The organism is Myxococcales bacterium, from assembly GCA_022563535.1.
Lineage (GTDB): Bacteria > Myxococcota_A > UBA9160 > UBA9160 > UBA4427 > DUBZ01.
The window spans coordinates 1-22,737 of sequence record JADFNE010000003.1; the positions used below are offsets into that span (position 1 = coordinate 1).

The window sequence follows — 22,737 nt, forward strand, 5'->3', positions numbered from 1 at the left end:
TTCCCTGGACGGCAGCGCCCAGGGCTATATCGATCGATCCCAATACACGAAGGAGGAACTCGAGCGCGGCGCCACTTTTGCGTTGACGCTGCCGAGTGCCTATATCGCGACCCATCCCGACCATGCGCGCGTGACCCGCGTTTTGCCCACGGGCCCCGAGTCGATCGAAATGCAGGTGGAGTGGTTGTTCCAGCCCGAGGCGCTGGCGGACCCGAATTACGACATCTCGAACGTCACCGATTTCATCAAACAGGTACTGAGCGAGGACGGCGAGATCAGTGAGGTGAACCAAGCCGGAATGCACTCCGCACCGATGAAGCAGGGCGTGTTGATGCCCGAAGAATACGATGTAAAGACCTACCGAGACTGGCTGTTGGCCGCCCTGAAAGACTGACCGAATAATGGGGTCTGACTCCTTGTTGGCGCTTGCGTGAGTCGGCGTAAGTGAAGGAAGTGGGGCGGTGATGCGATTCGCGCCCTTCTTGTGACCCGGCATACTGGCTTCGGGGAGCTCATCACCGAAGAGAGCCCTGAACGGTCGGATCTCGAATGGCGAATTTTGCGGCGCTATCACGAGAGCGATGAAGACGCACATCGCTACGAGGCTTATATTGCTGACCAGGGTCCGAGCGCGCTCATCGTGGTCTCACCCAAACGAATCATCAGCTGGGATTTCAACTGAAGGCATCGATGAAATACGACCTCTACACACCGAACTTCGGATACTTCGGCGCAGCTGGACGGGCCAAGGAGGCCGGACTGCAGATAAATTCCCTGTATTTTCCTCGTAGATCAGGGATTTCGGTGCGGAGACGAGTTCGCACCATACTGCCTGCACCGCCATTCAGTCTGGTGTTGCAGAGACTTCGCGCGCGCATTCGGATACAGCCTGAGAAAACTCCGCGATTCCGCGGGGTGTTGGCCATTAAGCCATGGCCAACCCGAACCGGAGACGGCGGGTTTCGCGCTCAAAAAGCACAGCGGCCCGCGTTTATCTCTGTTGCCAAGTTGGGCGGTTCGGGTTCGCTCTTGATTCGCCTCGGTGAAGGGCGCAACCCGGTGAGCAAGAAATAAGCTACACAGCACTCGCCTGCTGATCCGCGACGATGTCGAACTCACAATTCCCAACTCGCCACATCGCCAGCCGAAAAAATCAATTACCGGTTGTACCTCACCGTGTCAGCGGGAGTTACATCATACCTTCCATGCCTCCCATCCCACCCATGTCTGGCATTCCGCCGCCGCCCTTCTTCTTCTCGGGCTTGTCGGCGATCAGCGCCTCGGTGGTGAGCAGCAGTGAGGCGACGCTCGCGGCATTCTGGAGCGCACTGCGGACCACCTTGGTAGGGTCGAGGACGCCCGCTTCGAGCAGATCCTCGTACTCCTCGGTTTGCGCGTTGAAGCCCTGGGACCCTTTCAGGCCCTTCACCTTGTCGACAACGATTGAACCCTCGACGCCGGCGTTCTCCGCGATCCGGCGCATGGGCTCCTCGATCGCCCTGCGTACGATTTGGATGCCCGCCTGCTCCTCTTGGTTGCCCTGCAGTGTGTCGAGGGCTTTTTGTGCACGCAGCAGCGCCACGCCGCCGCCAGCCACAATGCCTTCTTCGATCGCTGCGCGGGTCGCGTGCAACGCATCCTCAACCCGTGCCTTCTTCTCCTTCATCTCGGTCTCGGTGGCCGCACCGACCTTCACCACTGCAATGCCGCCCACTAGCTTTGCCAACCGCTCCTGGAGCTTCTCCTGGTCGTAGTCCGAAGTGGTGTCCTCGATCTGATTGCGAATCTCGTTGCAGCGGCCCTCGATCTTCTTCTTCGAGCCGCCGCCGTCGATGATCGTGGTGTTGTCCTTGTCAATCAGGATCCGCTTGGCCTTTCCAAGCTCCTTCATGGTCACGTTCTCGAGCTTGAGACCGAGCTCCTCGGCGATAACTTGGCCACCCGCGACGATGGCCATATCCTCGAGCATCGCCTTGCGGCGGTCGCCGAAGCCCGGGGCCTTGACCGCCGCAATCCTGAGGTTGCCGCGAAGCTTGTTCACTACCAACGTGGCCAGCGCCTCGCCCTCGAGGTCTTCGGCCACGATCAAGAGCGGCTTGTCCTGCCGCGCGACCTGCTCCAGCAACGGCAGCAAGTCCTTCATGTTGCCGATCTTCTTCTCGTGAAGCAGGATCAGCGCATCCTCGAGTAGAATCTCCATCCGCTCGGGGTCGGTCACGAAGTAGGGTGAGAGGTAGCCCCGGTCGAACTGCATGCCCTCGACCACTTCGAGCTCGGTCTCGAGGGTTTTGCCCTCCTCGACGGTGATCACGCCCTCCTTGCCGACCTTCTCCATGGCGTCGGAGATGATCTTGCCAATTGTCTTGTCGTTGTTGGCCGAAATTGCACCCACCTGCGCGATCTCCTCCGCATCACGGGTCGGCTTCGACATCTTTTCGAGTTCCGCGGTGACGGCCACCACCGCTTTCTCGATGCCGCGCTTGAGCTCCATTGGGTTCATGCCCGCAACCACAAGCCGGCTACCTTCGCGAAAGATCGCCTGGGCAAGAATCGTGGCCGTAGTCGTACCGTCGCCGGCAACGTCCGAAGTTTTGCTCGCGACCTCCTTCACCATCTGGGCGCCGATGTTTTCGAACTTGTCCTCGAACTCGATCTCCTTGGCGACGGTGACGCCGTCCTTGGTGATCGTCGGCGAGCCAAAGCTTTTCTCGAGCAGCACGTTGCGACCCCGCGGACCTAGCGTTACCCCCACTGCGTTGGCGAGCCCATTCACGCCGGTGAGGAGCTTCGAGCGAGCGTCCTCGTGAAAACGAATTTCCTTAGCCATGCTTTCTGTTCCTCCTCTCTATTCCAAGTCTATTTCAAGACGCCGAGGACGTCGTCCTCACGCATGATCACGTGCTCGGTGCCATCGAGGGTCACCTCGGTACCCCCATACTGGCCGAAGAGCACGCGGTCCCCTTTTTTGACGTCGAGCTTCTGGAGCTTGCCGTTGTCGAGGATCTTTCCTTTGCCAACGGCGACAACTTCTCCCTCCTGCGGTTTCTCCTTGGCAGAATCGGGAATGATGATGCCCCCCTTGGTGGTCTCCTCCTCGTCGATGCGCTTGACGAGGATCCGATCTTGAAGCGGACGAAGTTTCATGGGCCCAGTTCCTCCTATTCTGTGGCGCCGGGAGCTTAGCCCGATTCCGGGTTGGCGCTGCGGGTCGAGAATCACGCCGCTCGGTTTTGGAAGCGGAAGCAATGATCTACAAGCATCGGATGGCTCCGTCTTCGTGCTCAGTATCCCTCCCGGGCATTTTCCGGAGTGGGGTGTTCCCGGAGCCCGTCGTTCATCCACGGCCACACTGAATTACCAGTCAATTTCCTGTGAGTTCTCAATATCGGTACGACGCGGAATTATTAGGCTCTTGCCTTCTCGATCTCCCTGTGCGCACTCACGATTCGTCCGCGGACCCGATCCGTCTCTGCCGCACCATCGCCGCAGCTTGAGGGCCGGTAGCGCCTCCAGGATTACCCTGCTCGTCGAAACGTATTCCCTGCTCCCAATCACAGGGAATTGGTCGCTACGGCCGTGGAAAGGCGTGGGAATTTCGGCTCTGGTTCCAGCAGGGGAGTCAGATATTGAAAAATTTCCCTGTATTTTCCCTATTGATCAGGGAAACACCCGCAGAGACGAGTTCGCTCCAGACTCCCCCCACCGCCACTATTTTTCAGCATCGCGTGTCCCCGTGAATCGTTGACGAGAACCTCGCCCTCGAAATAAAATCGTACTCAGCCCATCTCCGTTGGGGTTTGCTGATTGAGTTCGCTCGGCGAAACGCCGATTCTTCAATAGCGAATCACGCAGATCCGCCCTGGGAACTCGACACGGATGAAACCAAAAATCTTGGTCGTCGACGATGATGAGTCGAATCGCCTGTTGCTCTGCCTGACCCTCGAAGATCACGGTTTCGAGGCGATCGCAGCGAGTTCCTGCGACGAGGCCCTGGCACTGATCGCTGACGCTTCGCCTCGGGCGGTACTCACCGATCACGGGTTGTCGGGCAAGGATGGAATCGACATCTGCTTGGCGATCAAGAACGACCCCGAACTGCAATCGATTCCGGTGATCATCACATCCGGGCGCATTGACCCAGATATAATTGAAACCGCCATGGCGGCCGGAGCGGCAAACTGGATCGCCAAGCCCTTCACTGAAGAAGAGATCCTCTCGGCCCTGCGCGACGCCATCGGATCCTGACATCGTTCGCCGCCCCCCGACTGCATTGGAGCGACCGGTCTACAGGTTGGAATGATCCGATTCGAGGTGCCGTTTCACGGCACCGCCAACTCGCTCCAGGTCGATCAGAAAGGTGTCGTGGCCGAACGGTGCGTCGAGTTCGAGATACGTCACCGGACAGTCGATGTCCCTGAGATGGTCCGCCAATTCCCGTTGCTGCCAGACCGGAAACAGCAGGTCCGACTCCACCCCGATCACGAGAGCAGGCGCCCGCACGCGATTTCCTGCCTGCGGGCTCCCGCTGTCGATCTCGCTGCCTTGCTCCGGCGCGGTCAGGTCGAACAGATCCATTGCCTTGGAAATATAGAGATAGGAATTCGGGTCGTATTGCAGACAGAACTTGTCGCCCTGGTAGGCGAGATATTTTTCAACTTCGAAATCCTCGGCCAGGCTCGGAACAATGCCCTCTTCTACCCTGTTGCGACCGAATCGATCGAGCCATTCGGGGCCCGAACGATAGGTGATCGTGCCCATCTCGCGCGCCACCCGCAGTCCGCGGTGGGGAAAAGCCTCCCCGTAGTAGTTGCCCTCTCGCCAGTCGGGATCCGACATCACCGCTTGCCGCTGCACGAAGCGCATGGCGATCGATTGCGGATGGGAGCGCAGTGGAGCAGAAATGCTGACGAGGCGGTCTACCCGGTCCGCGGCGATGGACGCCAGCATCAGCGATTGCATCCCGCCCAACGACGCTCCGACAGAAGCGTGAAGTCGGTCGATCCCCAGCTGATCGATCAACAAGAGTTGTGCCCGCACCATGTCGCGCACGGTAATGATCGGAAAATCCAATGCATAGGGAACACCGGATCGCGGATCGGTCGAGGAAGGCCCGGTCGTTCCGTAGCAACCGCCCAGAATATTCGTGCAGATGACAAAGAATCGATCCGTATCGAGAGACAGCCCCGGGCCTATGAAGCGCTCCCACCAGCCGTCGTGTCCATTCTTGGGCTGGCTCTTGGCGTGGGAGGACGCCGAGAGACCGGTGTGCAGGAGAATCGCGTTGTCTCGCCGATCTGATAACTCGCCCCAGGTCTCGTAGGCAATGTTGAGTTCGGGAAGAACCTTGCCCCACTCGCAGCGAAAGGTTTTTTGTGAGTGAAGGGTTTCGTATCCGGAAACCACGCGCTCATAGGTCGGCTCGGGTCCCGCCGACGGAATGGGGTTCGACATTGGACGTCCTCTCGATCTCTCGATTTCTTGCGATGGCTTGCCCGGGCGGGTCCGCCGGAGACGGTGCCGCTGGTGAATATACCACGCAAGGGAGAGCAGGAAATCCGCGTCGGGTCGATCAGCGCCCCAAAAAGATCTCTCGAGCCGATACCGCATCCGCCTGGATGAATGAGAGAATCGTATGCAGGCCGACTCGCTTGTTCACCACCCGATGCTGGTAGATCGTATAGATCGACAAACCCGTCTGTTTGGCCAGCTTTGCGGGCTCGCGCTCTTTGGCGAGCTTTCGGATGCGCGCGGCGATCAACTTCGAACGAGCGTTCCGGGTCGACACATTGCTCGGCAACTTCTTGAAGTTGCTGTTCTTGATCAGCGCCTCTGGATCGAAATGGCCGTTGCGGATGACGCGCAGAAGCAACTTCAGACTGGGCAGATTTCCCGCCTTGAGGTTCTTGATGTCGTCGACGTGGGCGCCGGTCAGGGCGGAGGCTTCACCGCGAGTCTTGCCCTTGGATTCCTGGAGGATGCACTGAGCGATCTGGCGGATCTGGCGGCGGCTGGTCTGACTTCCGCGAGTCTTGGAATCACCACCCGGGGGCCTCCCGGGACCTCGTTTGGCGGCGATCTTCTTCGCCGGAGCCTTCTTCCTGGCTCCGGCCTTCTTCCGCGGAGATTTCACTGCAGAGGCCTTACGCGTTGAGGGGGTCTTGGCTTTTTTTGCTGTCTTTTTCGCCGCGTTCTTCGCTTTTTTTGCTGCCACTTTGACTCTTCCTGTCATTTGCTTTTTGTGATCGACATATGCAGAACCCTCGAGGCTCGTGCCGATCGATTCACAGCCAGCAAGGGTCCGTCCATGTGTAGTCATTCGACTTTGTAGAATCAAGAGGACTTCGTCAGACTCAACTCGGTCAATCCGTTAGTGTGGCCTATCCCCCGCATCGCGGAGAACGAATCACCGGAACAAGCCAACAATTTGTAGGAAATGAAATTTTGTCGTTACACGAAATTGAGTGAAGGTGGCTTCACTGACGGGCTCGACAGAAACTGGCGGGTCAGCGGCCCGCTTGCAACGCAATGACGAGTTTTCCATCGCGAAACTTTTCGGCTCCAATGATGACCATCTGACCTTTTCTGATTCGAAGGTCCGTCTGGACCAGCCCGCTAATCTCGATCGAGATCAGGGCCCCCGTCGCTTCGACGACGAGGGGTCTGATCCGAAGCCTGCGGCGCGTCGGAAGGTTCAGATCCCAGACTTGGTCGACAACGAGTTTCACTCGCCTCGTTTCCAGGACCCGAATGCCCTCGTAGCGGAACTGATGCTTCAACTCTGCGTGGAGACGCTCTGCACCCTTGTCGATCTTGCCGCGCTCAGTGGTCAAGCGGGCAACCAGCACTTCGAGTTCGAAGCCAGGGCCCGGGTCAGCCTGCACGGCCCCGGCCGCGAGACATCCGATGGCCAGCGCCGCCACCACTCCCCGCAGCGCGGGAATTAGCGTGTCTAGACCCGTTGTCACCGTACTTCCTCGCCGATACTCGTACTGATTTTACGCACCTTCTTCTGGCGCCCCGTCTGAATCCATCAACCAGATGATGGTGACATTGTCGGAGTCTCTCGCCACTAGATAGGAGACCCCATTGGTCTTCAAGTAGCGCAGGGACCCACTCGCGGTTTGGGTTGCAATGTCGGTCTGGAGACTCGGCGTCCCGAGCTTCGACATCTCGTCTTCGCCGTCCAGCGAGATCACCGCGAGCACAAGCACAGCGACGGCGCCAGCAACCGCCAGTGGAGCCCAATTCCAATCGACCCAGGCCTTGGAGGATCGATACCCCGTGGACAAACCAGCTCGAATGCCTCCGCGGTTCGATTCAATTTCCCTGTCGATCCCCGAAAGCGCCGGACCGATTTCCGACCAGGAATCGAGCGTCCGCTGAGAGGAGGTGTCGGCCGCATCGACTTCTCGAATCCACTTCGACAAATCGACCAGTTCGGCGAGTTCCCGCCGCAGCTCCGGCGAACTGCGAAGCTTCTGCTCCATTCGCCAGCGTGCAAAGCGCGAGAGTTCACCGTCGCAATACGCGTGCAGCGAGAGCAATCGTTTTTCGTCCAACTTCACGCTGTTTCCTCCGGACTCTGGTTGTCGTCGAACTCGAAGGGAGTCACCCCCTGTTCGCGCAAAACTTCGCGCAAGCGTTTGCGCGCGTGAAACAAGCGACTCATCACGGTGCCCTTCGGAATCTCGAGCAAGTCCGCAATTTCGCCGTATCGCAGTCCATCTACTTCGCGCATGACCAGCGTCTGTCGAATCGGTTCGGGCAACGTCTCGATCGCCTTTTGCAGTTGTTCGCGAAGTTCGCCGCGCTCCATTTCTTCTCCGGGTCCCCGGATCGATGAGGCGAGCGCAGGGGAATCCGACGCTCCGATGTCGGCGCCCAGGGTCCGCTCTTCCTCCCACTCGACATAACGCCCCGACTTGTCCGCGCGGCGCATGTCGAGACAATGGTTGTAGGTGAGTCGGTACATCCAGGTGCCAAAGGCCGAGCGACCTTCAAATTTGCGCAGGGCGCGATACGCCTTGATGAAGGCTTCCTGGACCGCGTCCTGGGCCCAGTCGGGGTCTCGCAACAGACGCAGGGCAAGCGCGTGGACCCGAGTCTCATGACGCTTGACCAGGATGCGAAACGCTTCGTGGTCGCCGTCCCTGGCTCGCAGGACGATCTCGTGGTCGCTGACTTCGTAGTCGCTTGACAGTCGCGCCGACAAATCCCTGTAGCCCCCCGCGTTCGTGGCCACTGTCGCAATTGTGGCTGCCGCTGTCATGGGATTCACCGCCTTCGACTCTGGTTCCCCGATTGGACGCACGGGCTGGCCAAAGGATTCATTCCTCGGCGCCAAAAATCCAGTAAGTAATTGATTTAACTACACTTATCATATAAAAGCTGCCAGCAGGGGATCCTGCTGGCCGCTCGTCTCGTAGTCCCAGCCCGAAACATCATCGAGCCGCGGCGCGCAGGTCGGGCACCAGTAGCCCGCACCGACCAGCAAGCGCGGACTCGCCTGGAAGGAATGCCCGCGACCGCAAGTCCAATCGAGTCGCTGCCCAGGGCCTTCGAAAGCTCCGGCTTCGCAGCGACCGCCGCGCGACACCGCAAAGGCCTTCAGATCGGCGAGATCCATCGCTTCGGGTCGACCGACCGGTGGGGAGTCGGGCGGAGCCGACGCAACGCCCTTGAAGGACGGCCCGTCCCATCCCGGGATGTCTTCCCACGCTTGCTTCGAACCAAAGAACGCATTCAGATAGGAATCATTGCCCTGTTTTATCCATTTCAGGGGATCGGCCATGCGTTTCATGTAGGCCTTGATGAGCGGCTTGGGACAGATCGATCCGCCGAGCTTCATCCAGCGCGGGAACGCGTCGCCGAGCTGCTTCAGGTGGTCCTCGAGACTGTCGCGAAAATGGCCGAGATAGCCGTTCAGCACGTCGCCGTCTTGATAGTAGCCACAGTGAAAGTTGCGCAGTGCAAACCAGTTGCGGTCGAAGATCGACTGATAGTTGCCGAGCCCGAGCAGCGAGAATACCCGCTCCATGTATTCGAAGTAGGTCACGCGGCAACTCGGCCCGCCACTCATATTATAGACACGACACCAGAACTCGTCGGGCGCGTCGATCGTCTGGACCAGGCCATAGCCCGCGTCGCGATTGGTGATCAGTTCGATGCGCTGGCCCAGTGGTTGGTGAAACAGAATCGGATCGAGCAACGACAGTGTGTCGGGGATCGCAATATAGGTTTGGCGCAGACTCACCCAGTACTTGAGGCCGGATTCGATGACCGCGGTTTCCGCCTCCATCTTGGTCAGCGCGTAGTAGTCGTGCACGCTGGGCTTCTGGGGGTCGCCCACGTTGATCCATTCGTTCGGCGGCAAGCGATCGCCGTACTGCGCGACGGACGCCACGTAAACCAGTGGAATGTTCTCGACGCCACCCGGCTCTGCCTTGATCGCGTCGATGATGTTTTGGGTCCCGCCCACGTTGACCTTGCGCGCCATTTGTGGATTGCGATCTGCGGCCGGAGAAATCATCGCTGCGGGATGCAACACCACGTCAACCCCAGCCACCGCTCGCTTGACGTCCTCTGGATTGGTGAGGTCCCCCCAGACGATCTCCACGCCCTGCCTGCCGTCGTAGCGCCCAAAATTCTTCTTGTTGATCCTCGAGGGCCGAAGGATGAGACGGGTCTTCAGTCGATCGCTGCGGCGCAAGAGTTCCTGAAACGCCTCGCTGCCCATGGATCCGGACCCGCCGGTCAGCAAAATCGTACGCTTGGCCATATTGATCTTCCCTCTCCTATTTCGTGCGAGAACTGCAGCGGCAGCACTGTAGCGCGGCGGACTGCCAAGCTGTTGTGGGGATGCGGGCTCCGGGAACATCGACTCCGGAGTCGTGCGTGCGCCCCGAGTGGCCAGCCCGCAAGGCTCACCCGGTAGCATGTGATTCGCTGGCACTCGGCAGTGCCTCTCGGCAATGCCTCTCTACGCGGTCCAGGGGACGATCCGGCTAAGCGCCGCCGCCCATCAGTGCAATGTGTTCCAGGAACTGAGAAAAGCTGGCCGCGATCGGCTCGAGCTCTGCTTCGCCTGGCTTTTCGTCGGGAACCGAGTAAACCGCCGCACCATCGCTTTCCCGCAGATCGAAAACGTAGCTGCGACCCGAGCCGTCGCTTCCAAACGCAAAAAAGCCGGATAAGGAATCATCGGCTCCGTACCCGGCTTGTTTATCGATCGCCTCTTCGAGGGGCCAGATTTCAAGGTATCCCGAATCGTAGGGGACGCTTCCTTTGGCTCCGTCCGTGGCCTGCATGAAGTGCAGGTATTTGACGGGAAGATTCTCCGGCGCTCGTTGGAGAAATTCGTTGACTACCGCTTCTCCGGCTGGCTGCATTGTTTCCAACCGGAACCGCGGATTCTCTAGGATTTTCTGAATGTTCATATTCCTCCTTTTCCCCTCCTTGGCGAGGTGGCCTGAGTTGATGAAGGAAAAGCTATCGAGTTCGCAATACCGCCACAATAGTCGAGAACCCTAGACAGACCTGGGGGGGAACCCGCATCTCAGGAGGCGTCTCAGCCAGCCCGTGGCTCGGCCAATTTCCGGTGTGGGGACCCGGCTATGCTGGGGTTTCTGCCGCCCGGGACGCCGCTCCGGACGGGCTGTGATAGCGCTGGAATTCACGCACAAATGAGAGCGTTCTCGTATCCGTAACGCGATCGAGATAGAGGATGCCATCGAGGTGATCGCACTCGTGCTGGACCACGGCGGCGGGAAAACCGTCGAAGCGCAGACGGATGGGGTCGCCGTTTCGATCGAGGGCCTCGAGCTCGACTTCGGCGATGCGCGAGACCATGCCGCGCAGGTCCGGAATGGATAGACATCCCTCGACGCCCTCGACCCGCCGTTCGGTCAGGAAATGAATGCGCGGGTTGATCACGACCGAGAGTGGCATCGACTCGGCGTCCGGATAGCGCGGGTTGTCCGCAACTTCCATTACCACGACCCGCTGAGAAACATGCACCTGGGGAGCTGCCAGCCCCGCTCCGTCGTATTCGCGCATGGTGTCGATCATGCTGTCGACGAATTCCTGGAAGGCCGGGGTCGCGATCTCAGCGGACGACACCTCCTTCGCCACCTCACGCAAGATCGGATGTCCCATCCTCGCGACTTTCAAAATTGCCATTCGCTTCTCCCTCTCAGAGCACAGAGTTTAACGCCTCCCCGGCCGTCACAGGGCCTCGATTCACTCTCGCAGCCGAACACGGATGCGCCCTGCTGCGTTTGACCGTTCACGGCGCCACGTGTAGATTTGGGTGGCCTGTGGCGAGCACTGATCGCAGGGTCCCGTTCGAGTTAGAGCTTCGTGAACCCGGTCAGGTCCGGAAGGAAGCAGCCGCAATGGGGATTTGACTGCGAGCGATCTGGCCCTGCGGTCTTCTCTCGCCACAGGCGAAACAGCGCCAGAGGCAAAAAGAGAACCCCCGTGAGCTATCAGGTCATCGCGCGCAAATGGAGACCCCAGAGCTTCGACGACGTCACGGGGCAATCCCACGTGACCACCCCTCTGCGCAACGCCATTCGCAGCAATCGGGTGCCCCACGCACTGTTGCTGGCAGGACCTCGCGGCGTCGGCAAGACCACCCTCGCGCGCATTCTGGCCCGCTGCCTCAACTGTGAAAAAGGGCCGACGGACGAGCCCTGCGGCACCTGTCAGGGTTGCAAAGACATCCTCGATGGACGCTCGACCGACGTCCAGGAAATCGACGCCGCGAGCCGAACCGGTGTCGACGACATCCGAGAGATCATCGAATCGATCCGTTACGCCCCCTCACCGGGAAAATATCGAATCTTCATCATCGACGAAGTTCACATGCTCTCGAAGCACGCATTCAATGCCCTGTTGAAGACCCTCGAAGAACCACCCCCGCGAAGTCTCTTCGTGTTTGCCACGACCAACCCCGAAGCCATCCCGTTTACCGTACTTTCGCGCTGCCAGCGCTACGACCTGCGACGCATAGCCGCCCCGGAAATTGCCCGCTGCCTCGAGAACATCGCAAAAGCCGAAGGAATCACGATCTCGAAGCAGAACCTGCTCGCCCTGGCGCGAGAAGGAGACGGCTCCATGCGCGACGCCCAGACCCTGCTCGACCAGGTGATCTCGTACGGCGGCGATGTGGTCGATGACGAAACCGTCGGCCAGGTACTCGACCTCATCGACCGCAGGGTGCTGCTGGCAATTCTGCGGGCGTGCATCGAATCGGATCCCAGGGCCGCGCTCGAAGCTTGTGCGGCAGCCGAGATCAAGGGAAGTGACCCCAAGCGTCTCGGGGCCTCGCTCATCCAGCAGTTGCGCGATCTGGTCGTGCTCAGCATCTCGCCCGACGCCGCTACTGAACTCGTGGACGGCAGCGCGGAAGACATCGCGGAACTCATCGCACTGGCGGGACAGAGCGACACGATTCGCCTGCGCCGAATGTTTCGCATTTTGGTTGCCGAACAAGAAGACCTCGCCTGGGCGCCCCAGCCATTTGCCGTTCTCGAAATGGCGGTGGTGCGCCTGGCGAGCTTGCCCGAAGGCGGCGACATCGCTCAGTTGATCGCCAGACTCGACTCCCTCGAGCAAAATCTCGCCCGGAACCCTGGGGATGGGGGGAGCAATCCTGGCGGGGGTGACTCCGCGGTCGGACGTCCCGCAACAGGAGCCAGTGGCCCGCCTGCTGGGACCCGTTCGGATTCATCCGCGAAGTCATCCGCGAAGTCGAAGTCTCCGCCCCCTGAACCAGCAGCGGTCGCTCCCGTCGAAGCGCTCGCGACCCCCGAAGCTGTGCTCGATCGTTTGCGAGCGATCGCAAAGGAAAAAGATCCACCGCTGTTTCATTCCCTCGACCGGGTTGAACTCCTCTCGCGCAGTGAGACCCACCTGCATTTCGCGGCAAACGGTGACTTCTACTTCAAGCGACTCGAAGACCGCCGGCGCGACCTCGAAGCCCTGTGTCAGAGTTTCTTTGGCAAGAGCATGCGAATCGAGATCTCCCTGGGCGAGGCCGTCAACCGGGCAGAGGGAAAGACTGCGGCGGCGAACACATCTCGAGAGCAAGACAAACAACGACGCCAGGCCGCCCTCAACCACCCTTCTATCAATTTGGTGCTCAAGGAAGTCCGGGGTGAGATCATCGAAATTCGGGCGCTAAACGGATCGAACGGGAGTTCCTCCCCATGAATCCACCCGACATGAAGAAGATGCTGGAACAAGCGCAGGCAATGCAGAACAAGATGAGCAAGCTGCAAGCCGAGCTCGCCAAAATGCGCTTCGAGGCATCCGCCGGCGGCGGCATGGTCAAAGCGGTGGCGAGCGGCGACCTCAAGATTGTCGAAATTCGCATCGAAGACAGCATCTTTGCCAGCGGTGATCGCGCCCTGGTCCAGGACCTCGCCGCGGCGGCGGTCAACGCAGCTCTCGCGAACGCGCAGCGGCATGCTCAAGAACAGGTGCAGAGGTTTTCGTTCAACGGTCTCAGCATGCTGAATCCCAACGGCGACGGGCCATAGACATGGCCGGCTCCCCCGCAATGACAAGGCTCGTCGAGAGCCTGAAGCGCCTGCCTGGAATTGGCGAGAAGTCCGCCACCCGACTGACCTTCTTTCTCTTGAGCGCACCCGATCATTTCGCCGCCGAAATCGCCGACGCCCTGGTTCGCCTCAAACGCGAAACCGTCTTGTGCGAAGGCTGTTACGACCTGACGGATCGAACACCTTGTCGGCTGTGCGCAGATGACCAACGCGACGACAGCGTGATCTGCGTCGTCGAGGAACCCAGGGATCTGCTGGCGATCGAAGCCAGCGGTCAATTCCGCGGGCGCTATCACGTATTGGGCGGCGCACTTTCACCACTCGACGGGGTTGGGCCAGAGCATCTGCGCATCACTGAACTCGAGCGGCGAGTTCGCGGCGGGGGTGTGCGCGAAGTGATCTTTGCCACCAACCCCAACGCAGAAGGGGAAGCGACCGCGGAGTTCATCGCCGAGAGGATCCGGGGAGCGGGGATCTCTCTGACTAGAATCGCCTGCGGGATGCCGCTGGGAGGTGATCTCGAATATGCCGACCACGTGACCGTCGCCAAATCCATCGAGAACCGCCTCAAGATCAACTAGCCAGCAGCTCGAATCCTCCAGTCCCACCAATTTTGAGAATTGCGGACTAAAGCCTGCACGCCGGAGAGCCGATTCACGTTCGTGATGTCGGGTTGCTCATTTGCATCCCGGTCGTTAGCTTTTATATTGTTCTCCTTTCTATTCCAGTTGGTTACAGAGGCGGATGCCGATGTTCGACACCCAGCTCGTGCTACTCGATGAAGATCACACGCGCATCCTGACGGTGTGTGAACGACTCGTACGCGATGCAAATGCCAAAGGCATCTACATCGTGGACAAGAACGGCCAGTTGATCTGCGAGGCCGGCGAACTCCAGAACGTGGACAGCACCAGCCTCGCGTCGCTCACCGCGGGTTGCATTGCCGCTACCGGGGGCCTGGCCAAGATCGTCGGCGAGGAAGAGTTCCCGACCCATTTTCACCAGGGCTCCCGCGACAATCTGCACATTACGTTGGTCGGCGAACGGATGATCCTGATGGTCATTTTTGACGATCGGAGTTCGCTTGGGCTCGTGCGATTGCGCGCAAAGAAGGCGGGAAGCGAGTTGGCCCGCATTTTCGAAGAGGTAAAAAAGAAATCAGAACTTCCGGGAGCGCAGGGCAACAGTCCCTTCGCCGAAATTACCGACGACGATATCGACAACCTTTTCTCGGACTGATCTAACAAAAAATGTCGTTCATCAACTACTCGTCGCGCGAAATCAACTGCAAGATCGTCTACTACGGTCCCGGACTGTGTGGAAAGACGACGAATCTTCAGTACATCTACGCGAAGACCAATCCCGAAGTGAAGGGCAAGATGATCTCGCTCGCGACGGAAACCGAGCGGACACTGTTCTTCGACTTCCTGCCTCTGGCACTCGGACAAATTCGCGGCTTCAAGACACGCTTCCATCTCTACACGGTGCCGGGACAGGTGTTCTACGACGCCAGTCGCAAGCTGATCTTGAAGGGTGTGGACGGCGTCGTCTTCGTCGCCGACAGCCAGATCGAGCGCATGGAAGCCAACGTCGAAAGCCTCGACAATTTGCGCATCAATCTGAAAGAACAGGGCTACGAACTCGACAAGGTCCCGTACATCATCCAGTTCAACAAACGAGATCTGCCGAACGCCGCTCCGCTAGACGAGCTGAACCGCCTGCTCAATGCCCAGGGAGCGCCGAGCATCGAAGCTTGCGCCACCGTCGGGACGGGTGTGTTCGAGACCCTCAAGGCCGTCGCCAAGGATGTCTTGACCGATCTCAAAAGACTCGGCTCAGCCTGATCCCAGTCCTCGGGACTTGCCATCTCCGTTAGACGTCTGGACCGTTCCGTAGTGGAGCATCGTGTTCTCCGAGGAAGGTGTTTCCCGCCAGACACCACACCGCATCGCCGACGAATCCGTCCGGCTTGACCGTCAAATCCACCATCAGATACCAGCGGCTCGGTGGGTCGCCGACGTCCACGCAATCCCCCGTAAGGCGGCCCTGGAAGTCCTGTCGGCCCGCGTAGCGCGTGCCGTGGATGGGTCCGCCTCCATCGCACTCGGCGATTTGATCCGCGTACTCGGCTTCGAAGCCCTGCTTCCCGTCGAGTGTATGCTGACTCATGATGCTCCGGGTCCGCGCCCCGACGTGGAACGCCATCGCGGGCGCACCGACTCAATTTCCTGGGGTCGCAACCCATGATACTGGAGTCCGCATCCGTTTCTCAGCAGCCCGCCGATTTCGGTAAGCTGGCCCTGTCGCATCCCCGACCGGCGTCGAGTTTCAGACTTTCAGTGGAACGGCCCGACGCCGTCGCGAAGGAGAGCGCGAAGGAGAGTTTGTGGGACGCAAGAATCCTCTACACACCAAGTTATGCGATCAACTCGGCATCGAGTATCCGATCGTGGCCTTCACCCACTGCAAGGACGTCGCTGCGGCCGTCATCAATGCGGGAGCGTTTGCCGTGCTGGGTCAGACTCAATCCACGCCGGACGAAATCGATGCGAACATCCGCTGGATGCGCGAGAAGATCGGCGACAAACCCTTTGGCGTCGATCTCGTTTTTCCGGCATCGGTTCCGGCATCGGACAACATCGATCAGCTGCGCGCGGATATTCCAAAAGAACAGTTCGACTTCGTCGAAGACATGAAGAAGCGCCACAACATTCCCAAGTGGCGCAACACCCCGGTGGATTGGAACCTGGGCTGGCTCAACAAAGAGACTCCGCAGAAGCAGCTCGAAGTCGTACTCGAAAACCGCGTGCCGGTGTTGGCATCGGGGCTCGGCAATCCGGACTTCGTGCTCAAGCGGGCCCATGAACAAGGCGTGCTGGTCTGGGGCCTGGTGGGCAAGCCACGTCAGGCCAAGGCCGAGATCGACGCAGGGGTCGACGCCGTCATCGCCCAGGGCTACGACGCCGCCGGACACACGGGCAAGATCGGGACCTTTTCCATCGTGCCGCAGGTGGTGGAGATTGCGCGAGAAAGTGGCACTCCGGTGATCGCAGGCGGTGGCGTCACCACCGGTCGTCATCTCGCGGGAGCGCTCGCACTCGGCGCCGACGGGGTCTGGACCGGAACCGTCTGGCTCGCGAGCCGGGAGTCGGACGTCAACATGACGATCAAAGAGAAGCTGCTCGCGGCCAAGGCCACCGACACCGAGCACAGCAACTGCGTTTCCGGCTTTACCATGCGCACGCTGCGCAGCGAATGGCACAAAGAATGGGCCAGTCCACAAGCGCCAAAGCCGGCCCCCGCGCCCTACCAGATCCTGTTGTTCGCAGACATCAAAGCCTCCGCGATGGATCACAACCTCGAGAACTTCATGACCGAGGCGGCGGGCCAGGGTGTCGATTTCATCACCACCATGCTGCCCTCCCGACAGATCGTGATGGACATGGCCGAGGAAGCCTACGAAATTTTCGACGATCTCTGCGGCGACGACGATGAGGACGACGACTGAGCCGGCACGGAGAGGCGTCTGGCGAGGTGATTCACCCGCCCCACACAAGTGCTGCAGCAACCTTCGTGGGCGCTAAACTCGCCCCAATGCCAATCGCCGAAATCAAGAATCGCAAGATCGAATACGAGATCCACGGACCCGACGCCGAGGTGCAAGCCAAACCGCTGTTGCTGATCAACGGGATGGGGGGCTCGAGTCACGGTTGGCTGCCGTTGCAGGTCCCCGAATATTCAAAGTCACGTCGCACTGTGCTGATCAACCATCGGGGTGTGATGGGAAGTGAGGATCCCGGTGGGTCCTTCACCACCGCAGATCTCGCGGACGATATCGCGCTGCTACTCGATGCATTGAAAATCGAGACTGCCGACGTGCTCGGCAGTTTCATGGGGGGCATGGCGGCTCAGGAACTGGCCCTGCGTCATCCCGACCGAGTGAATCATCTGGCACTACTCGGCACTTATGCGCGTCCAGATGCCAAGCGCCGACTGATACTCGAAGACTGGGCGAATCTCGCCCGCGCCAAGATCAGCCAGGAGATCTTGATGCGCACCCGGCTGGCCTGGACCCTCGAAGACCGAACCCTCGAACAGACCGATTTGATCGAAGGCATGCTGAAGTTCTTTGAAGCGGAGGGTTCCCCGGTTTCACACGATTTGTTCGTGCGCCAGTGCGAAGCGTGCCTCAACCACGACACCTTCGACCGCCTGAGAGAGATCCAACACCCGACCCTGGTCATCTGCGGCCGACGAGACCGACTGACACCGCCGACGCTTCACCGGGAACTCGCCGACCACATTCCCAACGCACGGCTAGTGGTCCTGCAGTACGGCGCGCATCTCGTGATGATGGAATCGGCGGAACGCTTCAACCAGGTGATATTGCAGTTCCTCGACCTGCGAGAGCACTGATCCGAGAGAACTGACCCTAGCTGGGCTCGTTCGGATTGTTGATCCGGAAACCACTCTGTGCGCCGCTGGTCTCGAAATCCACGGTAATCCCGTCCGCGCGCGATGCACTCATGCGGTCGATCACCAGGGTGATGCCGTTGGACTCGACGCAAAAATCCTGGGCGTTGATCGGCCCGACGTTCAGCTCGTACTGAAACTGCTTGTTGATCGCCAGACGAATACCCTGATCATCTCCACAGGGCGCGTCAGCCAAAACGTCTCGCGCGCGGTCGGTAATTTCAATCTTTGGTTCGGCCACCTCGGGAAGCTCGATTCCGAGGCTCTCGTAGAGTTCTCCAGTGCCAGCCATTTCGAGAATGATGTCGCACCCCCCCACGAACTCTCCGTTGATGTAGAGCTGGGGCACGGTCGGCCACTGGGTGTATTCCTTGATCCCGCTGCGGATCTCCGGACGCGCGAGCACATCCACCGTCTCGTACTCGTCCAACACGTCGCCGAGGATGCCGACAACTTTGGCGGAGAAACCGCACTGGGGCATCGCCGGTGTGCCCTTCATGAAGAGCACGACTGGGTTGCTCTTTACGAGGTTCGCGATTTCGTTTTGAATCGGGTCTTCGTGAACCTGATTTTCGTCAACCATAGAAGGACTCCGGATGGGCGCGGTGTGCGCGGTTGGTCAGTATATCGGCAGAACGCCCATACGGCGAACTTGCGTCCGCTCAGCCGTTGGACGAGCTAGCCGTTCGGAACGACAGCGCCGCTACACTTTCCTTCAATACTGGATCCGCCGCAACGGCACGGCGCAGTTGCAGTGCAGAGAGTGCCCGCGGCCCGCCGACGACGATGACGTTCTCGTACTCGTCGACTCCGATTCGGAGCACACCCGGGAACAGTTCGCGCATGGAACGCGTGATCTCCGCGGCCTCGTCGAGGGTATTGCTCACCAGTAATCCCCCCGGCGCGAGCCGGGCGCGAGCGAGTTCGTGTCCGGGCGCGGGAAGCCAACCGGGTTTGTGCACGCTGCGCCCAACCCCGACAAAGACATCCTCCAGAATCAGATCGAAGCGGCGGTCATCTTCGCGCAAAAAATCCAGGGCGTCCGCGACCACGAGATCCAGACCCAACGAATCGAGATCGAAATGTTCCCGAGCGGCATCAATTACGTCCTGGAACAGTTCGACGCCGACAATGTGCGCCTCGGGGGCAATGGCTCGCACCACTCGCGCAGCGCTGCCACCCGCCACCCCCAAAATCAGAATTTCCCTGCGGCGCTGGGGCGGAAGGGCCAGAACAGGAGCGGCGATCGCATCCCAGACCGAACCGGTCACCAGGCTTCCGGGCTGATACCAGCTCGCAAATGTCCCCTCGACCTTGAGCGCCAGGCCATTCCCGCTTTTTCGGACTTCGACGCGAGGACGCCGCTCGCGCACCGGTCGACGACGACGCGCACTCATTTTGCCGTCCCGGCTTTCGCACCGCGAAAGCCCGCATACACTTGACCGATGACCGAATCGCTCTTTGCCGCGCCCAGCCGGGGCCTCGTTCGCGTGGCGCTCCCCGTTCCCATCGACTCCCTCTTCGACTATCGCGTGCCCGAAACCATGGCCGCAAGCGCTTTGCCCGGACATCGGGTCCAGGTCTCTTTTGGCGGCCGCCCACTGGTCGGCCTGATTTGCGAGCGCTTACCCGAGAGTGCCCGCGAAGCCCCCGAACGTGTGGGCGAACTCGCAAGTCTCGACAAGGTGATCGACTCGGCTCCCGTAGTGTCCGGGAAAATGATGCGCATGCTACGCGATGCCGCCGCCGAGATCCTCTGTCCGATCGGAATTGCTTTGGCTGCGGCCCTGCCCAGAGGATCCGCGCCCCGCATCGAGCGCCTGTTCGCGCTGAGTCCCCGAGGCGAGCAGGCGCTGCGCACGGGCGCCGTCGAGGGCTTCGCCCGCAAGGTGCTTTCGCTGCTCGTCAATGGGCCGGCAACGCCCTCGAGCCTGGCGCGCAAAGTTCCCCAGGCGCAGGCCATGCTCCACACCCTCGAACGCGATGGACTCTTGATGCGTATCCAGCAAGAGCGCGGACCCAGCGCCAAAGCGCGCACCGAGCGCACGGCATCCATCACCCCGGGAATCGATCTCAATTCGGTTTGCAGTGGCGAGTTGGCCCGGGCACCCAAACAGGCAGAACTCCTGCGGCGAATCGCGCGAGACGCTAGGGTGCCCGTTGCCAAGTTGCGGGCAGATCGACCCCAGAACGCAAACCTGTTGCGCGCCCTGGAAAAGCGCGGGTTCGTCACCCTCGGCGCACAGGCAGCTCCACGAAACGTGCTCGGCCCGCCGGTCGAGCGAGATCGACCCCTCGACCTCACCCCCGAACAGGACGCAGCCCTGGCAAAGATCGCAGGCGCGGTGCGCGAGGGGAAGAACGACACGTTCCTGCTGCACGGCGTGACCGGGAGCGGCAAGACCGAAGTTTATCTGCGTGCGGTTCACGAAGTGTTGGAACGGGGGAGACAGGCGCTGTTGTTGGTGCCCGAAATCACCCTGACGCATCAGCTCGTGGCGCGTTTGCGCGCGCGCTTCGGGGACAATCTGGCCGTACTCCACAGTGGACTCAACCAGGGCGAACGACTCGAGCAGTGGCAACGACTCCGGGCCGGGGACACCCCGATCGCAGTGGGTGCCCGCAGCGCGCTATTTGCGCCCCTCGACAATCTGGGTCTGATCGTGATCGACGAAGAACACGATTCCGCCTACAAGAACGACGAAGGCTTTCGCTACCGGGCGCACGATCTCGCGCGGCGTCTGGCAAAGTCTGCGGGCTGCCCGCTCGTCCTCGGCTCCGCCACCCCCGGTCTCGAAACCCGATACGCAGCACAAACTGGAGAAATCGAACGCCTCGAGTTGGCGGAGCGGATCGGCCGTCTCGGGCTTCCCAGTGTCGAGATTGTCGATCTAGTGCGCGAACGAGAAGTCGCCACGGTGGGAAAGCGCTCCTGCCTGACTGCACCCTTGCGGCGGGCAATCAGCGAAACCCTCGCGGACAACGGGCAGATCATTCTGTTCCTCAATCGACGAGGGTTTTCGACGCAGATCTACTGTTTCGAGTGTGGCTTCGCCGAGCGCTGCCCCCACTGCGAGGTGGCGCTGGTGTTTCACGCGGCACAAGAACGGCTGCGCTGTCACTACTGCGACTACGGAAAGCCCCCGTCCGAAAAATGCGGAGGCTGCGGCCAGCCGGGTAGCGCGCTGCTCGGGATCGGCACCGAACGCCTCGAAGAAGAGACCCGCACGCTGTACCCGAACGCGCGCATCGCGCGACTCGACCGCGATACGACCCAGCGCCGGGGAGCCACCGCCGAGATCCTGGCGGGCCTCGGCAGTGGTGAGATCGACATCTTGATCGGAACCCAGATGGTCGCCAAGGGTCACGACTTCCCCGGTGTACGCCTGGTCGGCGTGATCGCAGCGGACATGGGATTGCACATGCCCGACTTTCGAGCCGCCGAGCGAACCTTTCAACTCCTCACCCAGGTTTCCGGTCGCGCCGGTCGAGCCAAGCTGGCGGGTCGCGTCATCCTGCAGACCTTCGTTCCCGATCACTATGCGATCGCTCCGGTCACCAACCACGACTACGAATCGTTCTACGCAACCGAACTCGAGTTCCGTCGCGCCCTCAGCTACCCCCCGTTCGGTCGCGTGACCCAGGTCATCATTTCCGGTCGGGACGAAGCCAAGACCTTGCAGGCCGCCCAGAAGCTTGCTTCCGGGGTGGGTGCGACCCCCGCGAAAAACTGGAACCCGGACCCGAAAGCGCAGATCAGTATTGTGAACCGCGCACCGAGCTACGAAGTTCTGGGACCCGCACCCGCACCGTTATCTCGCCTGCGCGACCGCTACCGCTTTCAGATCCTGATCAAGGGAAGCGACATCGAACGCGTCCAGGCAGCCTCTACGCGTCTGGCGACCGCGCTGACCCGGTTGCCCCGGGACCTGCGCGCTACGCTGGACGTGGCTCCCGTGAGCATGCTATAAACCGGCGAATACCCCGCAAAGACAGGGACTTAGCGATTCTCATCGCGAAGCGTTTCCACTCTGGGGACGAAAACTTCTCAAGGTCGAGTTCGAGACCCATTGCCCAAGAAAGCTGCGAAGAGGCGAGATGGCACTACTCGAGGTTCTCCAATTTCCCGATCCCCGGCTCAAGCTCAAGTCGGAACGCATTGAAGAAGTCACCGACGGGCTGCGTCAGCTCGCGGAAGACATGTGTGAAGTGATGTACGACGAGCCGGGCATCGGTTTGGCCGCACCTCAGGTCGGCCACAACGTGAGGCTGATCGTCGTCGATACCGAATGGGGCGAAGAGGGTGAAGAGCGTAACCCGACCGTGATGGTCAACCCCAAGATCAGCGAGCCGGAGGGCAAGCTCGTCTGGGAAGAAGGGTGTCTCTCGGTGCCGGACTTTGTTGCAGACGTCACCCGGGCCGAACGCATCCTGGTCAGCGGTACCACGCTAGATGGCGAACCCATTGAAATCCGCGCTGAGGGGTTGCGGAGTGTCTGTTTTCAACACGAGGTCGATCATCTCGACGGCATCCTCTTCATCGATCGCCTGAGTCGACTCAAGCGCGGACTGTACGTCAAGCGCCGCAAGAAGCAGATCGCGTTGGAAGAAGACGACGATGAACCCATCGACACCCGGGCAAGTCGACTCTAGACCCGTTGACCTACAAGCACATAGACACATTACACATAGGCGCGCA

At 60.3% G+C, this 22,737-nt stretch carries 25 protein-coding genes and 1 other RNA gene; 13 read left to right on the forward strand and 13 right to left on the reverse strand.

What is annotated here, in order from left to right; all coding sequences use genetic code 11:
- The coding region (locus IH881_01565) for an aromatic ring-hydroxylating dioxygenase subunit alpha (GenBank protein ID MCH7866355.1) at positions 1–394 on the forward strand (394 nt) is incomplete at its 5' end.
- Positions 395–484: 90 nt separating this feature from the next.
- A complete protein-coding gene (locus tag IH881_01570; GenBank protein MCH7866356.1) occupies positions 485–682 on the forward strand; it encodes a hypothetical protein in 198 nt (65 codons plus the stop codon).
- Positions 683–1,189: 507 nt separating this feature from the next.
- Here IH881_01570 and groL read toward each other — a convergent pair.
- Both groL and groES read right to left on the reverse strand, forming a co-directional pair.
- A complete protein-coding gene (gene groL / locus IH881_01575; GenBank protein MCH7866357.1) occupies positions 1,190–2,827 on the reverse strand; it encodes a chaperonin GroEL in 1,638 nt (545 codons plus the stop codon).
- Between the two features lie 29 nt (positions 2,828–2,856).
- Positions 2,857–3,144, reverse strand: a complete 288-nt coding sequence (gene groES / locus IH881_01580) for a co-chaperone GroES (protein MCH7866358.1) — start codon at positions 3,142–3,144, stop codon at positions 2,857–2,859.
- Positions 3,145–3,876: 732 nt separating this feature from the next.
- Between groES and IH881_01585 the strand changes: the two genes are divergently transcribed.
- Entirely contained in the window at positions 3,877–4,245 is a 369-nt protein-coding gene (locus IH881_01585; GenBank protein MCH7866359.1) for a response regulator, read from the forward strand.
- 39 nt (positions 4,246–4,284) lie between these two features.
- Here the strand turns inward: IH881_01585 and IH881_01590 are convergent, their stop codons facing one another.
- The 8 genes from IH881_01590 to def (IH881_01625) form a co-directional block, all read right to left on the reverse strand.
- The gene (locus IH881_01590) at positions 4,285–5,451 is read right to left on the reverse strand and encodes a homoserine O-acetyltransferase (protein ID MCH7866360.1); all 1,167 of its coding nucleotides are present in this window, start codon (positions 5,449–5,451) and stop codon (positions 4,285–4,287) included.
- Between the two features lie 118 nt (positions 5,452–5,569).
- The gene (locus IH881_01595) at positions 5,570–6,211 is read right to left on the reverse strand and encodes a hypothetical protein (protein MCH7866361.1); all 642 of its coding nucleotides are present in this window, start codon (positions 6,209–6,211) and stop codon (positions 5,570–5,572) included.
- 292 nt (positions 6,212–6,503) lie between these two features.
- Positions 6,504–6,965, reverse strand: coding sequence for a hypothetical protein (locus IH881_01600; GenBank protein ID MCH7866362.1), 462 nt, complete (start codon positions 6,963–6,965; stop codon positions 6,504–6,506).
- Positions 6,966–6,995: 30 nt separating this feature from the next.
- Positions 6,996–7,565 carry a hypothetical protein gene (locus tag IH881_01605; GenBank protein MCH7866363.1) on the reverse strand — a complete coding sequence of 190 codons (570 nt, stop codon included), beginning with the start codon at positions 7,563–7,565 and terminating at the stop codon, positions 6,996–6,998.
- Positions 7,562–8,269, reverse strand: coding sequence for a sigma-70 family RNA polymerase sigma factor (locus tag IH881_01610; protein MCH7866364.1), 708 nt, complete (start codon positions 8,267–8,269; stop codon positions 7,562–7,564). Before IH881_01610 ends, IH881_01605 begins: the two co-directional genes overlap by 4 nt.
- A gap of 108 nt (positions 8,270–8,377) precedes the next feature.
- Positions 8,378–9,778 carry an NAD-dependent epimerase/dehydratase family protein gene (locus IH881_01615; GenBank protein ID MCH7866365.1) on the reverse strand — a complete coding sequence of 467 codons (1,401 nt, stop codon included), beginning with the start codon at positions 9,776–9,778 and terminating at the stop codon, positions 8,378–8,380.
- Between the two features lie 226 nt (positions 9,779–10,004).
- Positions 10,005–10,388 (reverse strand): SMI1/KNR4 family protein, encoded by a 384-nt coding sequence (locus IH881_01620; protein MCH7866366.1) that lies wholly within the window; start codon positions 10,386–10,388, stop codon positions 10,005–10,007.
- Between the two features lie 223 nt (positions 10,389–10,611).
- A complete protein-coding gene (gene def / locus IH881_01625) occupies positions 10,612–11,178 on the reverse strand; it encodes a peptide deformylase (GenBank protein MCH7866367.1) in 567 nt (188 codons plus the stop codon).
- Positions 11,179–11,331: 153 nt separating this feature from the next.
- Here def (IH881_01625) and ffs point away from each other — a divergent pair.
- The 6 genes from ffs to IH881_01655 all read left to right on the forward strand — a co-directional run bounded on the left by ffs (position 11,332) and on the right by IH881_01655 (position 15,409).
- Positions 11,332–11,429: signal recognition particle sRNA small type (ffs, locus tag IH881_01630), an RNA gene on the forward strand.
- A 49-nt stretch (positions 11,430–11,478) separates the two neighbouring features.
- Positions 11,479–13,215, forward strand: coding sequence for a DNA polymerase III subunit gamma/tau (gene dnaX, locus IH881_01635; GenBank protein ID MCH7866368.1), 1,737 nt, complete (start codon positions 11,479–11,481; stop codon positions 13,213–13,215).
- A complete protein-coding gene (locus tag IH881_01640; GenBank protein MCH7866369.1) occupies positions 13,212–13,544 on the forward strand; it encodes a YbaB/EbfC family nucleoid-associated protein in 333 nt (110 codons plus the stop codon). Before dnaX ends, IH881_01640 begins: the two co-directional genes overlap by 4 nt.
- A gap of 2 nt (positions 13,545–13,546) precedes the next feature.
- Complete coding sequence (gene recR, locus IH881_01645) at positions 13,547–14,146, forward strand: recombination protein RecR (GenBank protein ID MCH7866370.1); 600 nt, start codon at positions 13,547–13,549, stop codon at positions 14,144–14,146.
- Between the two features lie 169 nt (positions 14,147–14,315).
- Positions 14,316–14,804 (forward strand): roadblock/LC7 domain-containing protein, encoded by a 489-nt coding sequence (locus IH881_01650; GenBank protein ID MCH7866371.1) that lies wholly within the window; start codon positions 14,316–14,318, stop codon positions 14,802–14,804.
- Between the two features lie 11 nt (positions 14,805–14,815).
- Positions 14,816–15,409: a GTPase domain-containing protein gene (locus IH881_01655; GenBank protein MCH7866372.1), complete on the forward strand. Its 594-nt coding sequence runs from the start codon at positions 14,816–14,818 to the stop codon at positions 15,407–15,409.
- Positions 15,410–15,437: 28 nt separating this feature from the next.
- Here the strand turns inward: IH881_01655 and IH881_01660 are convergent, their stop codons facing one another.
- On the reverse strand, positions 15,438–15,734 hold the full coding sequence (locus tag IH881_01660; protein MCH7866373.1) for a hypothetical protein: 297 nt from the start codon (positions 15,732–15,734) through the stop codon (positions 15,438–15,440).
- Between the two features lie 217 nt (positions 15,735–15,951).
- Here IH881_01660 and IH881_01665 point away from each other — a divergent pair, with 217 nt between their 5' ends.
- On the forward strand, positions 15,952–17,073 hold the full coding sequence (locus tag IH881_01665; GenBank protein ID MCH7866374.1) for a nitronate monooxygenase: 1,122 nt from the start codon (positions 15,952–15,954) through the stop codon (positions 17,071–17,073).
- An 86-nt stretch (positions 17,074–17,159) separates the two neighbouring features.
- Entirely contained in the window at positions 17,160–17,981 is an 822-nt protein-coding gene (locus tag IH881_01670) for an alpha/beta fold hydrolase (GenBank protein MCH7866375.1), read from the forward strand.
- A gap of 16 nt (positions 17,982–17,997) precedes the next feature.
- Here the strand turns inward: IH881_01670 and grxD are convergent, their stop codons facing one another.
- Together grxD and IH881_01680 are read right to left on the reverse strand one after the other, a co-directional pair.
- Positions 17,998–18,621, reverse strand: a complete 624-nt coding sequence (grxD, locus tag IH881_01675; GenBank protein MCH7866376.1) for a Grx4 family monothiol glutaredoxin — start codon at positions 18,619–18,621, stop codon at positions 17,998–18,000.
- 79 nt (positions 18,622–18,700) lie between these two features.
- A complete protein-coding gene (locus IH881_01680; GenBank protein MCH7866377.1) occupies positions 18,701–19,435 on the reverse strand; it encodes a hypothetical protein in 735 nt (244 codons plus the stop codon).
- 48 nt (positions 19,436–19,483) lie between these two features.
- Here IH881_01680 and priA point away from each other — a divergent pair, with 48 nt between their 5' ends.
- Together priA and def (IH881_01690) are read left to right on the forward strand one after the other, a co-directional pair.
- Positions 19,484–22,009 carry a primosomal protein N' gene (gene priA / locus IH881_01685; protein MCH7866378.1) on the forward strand — a complete coding sequence of 842 codons (2,526 nt, stop codon included), beginning with the start codon at positions 19,484–19,486 and terminating at the stop codon, positions 22,007–22,009.
- A gap of 127 nt (positions 22,010–22,136) precedes the next feature.
- Entirely contained in the window at positions 22,137–22,691 is a 555-nt protein-coding gene (gene def / locus IH881_01690; protein ID MCH7866379.1) for a peptide deformylase, read from the forward strand.
- Positions 22,692–22,737: the final 46 nt, after the last annotated feature.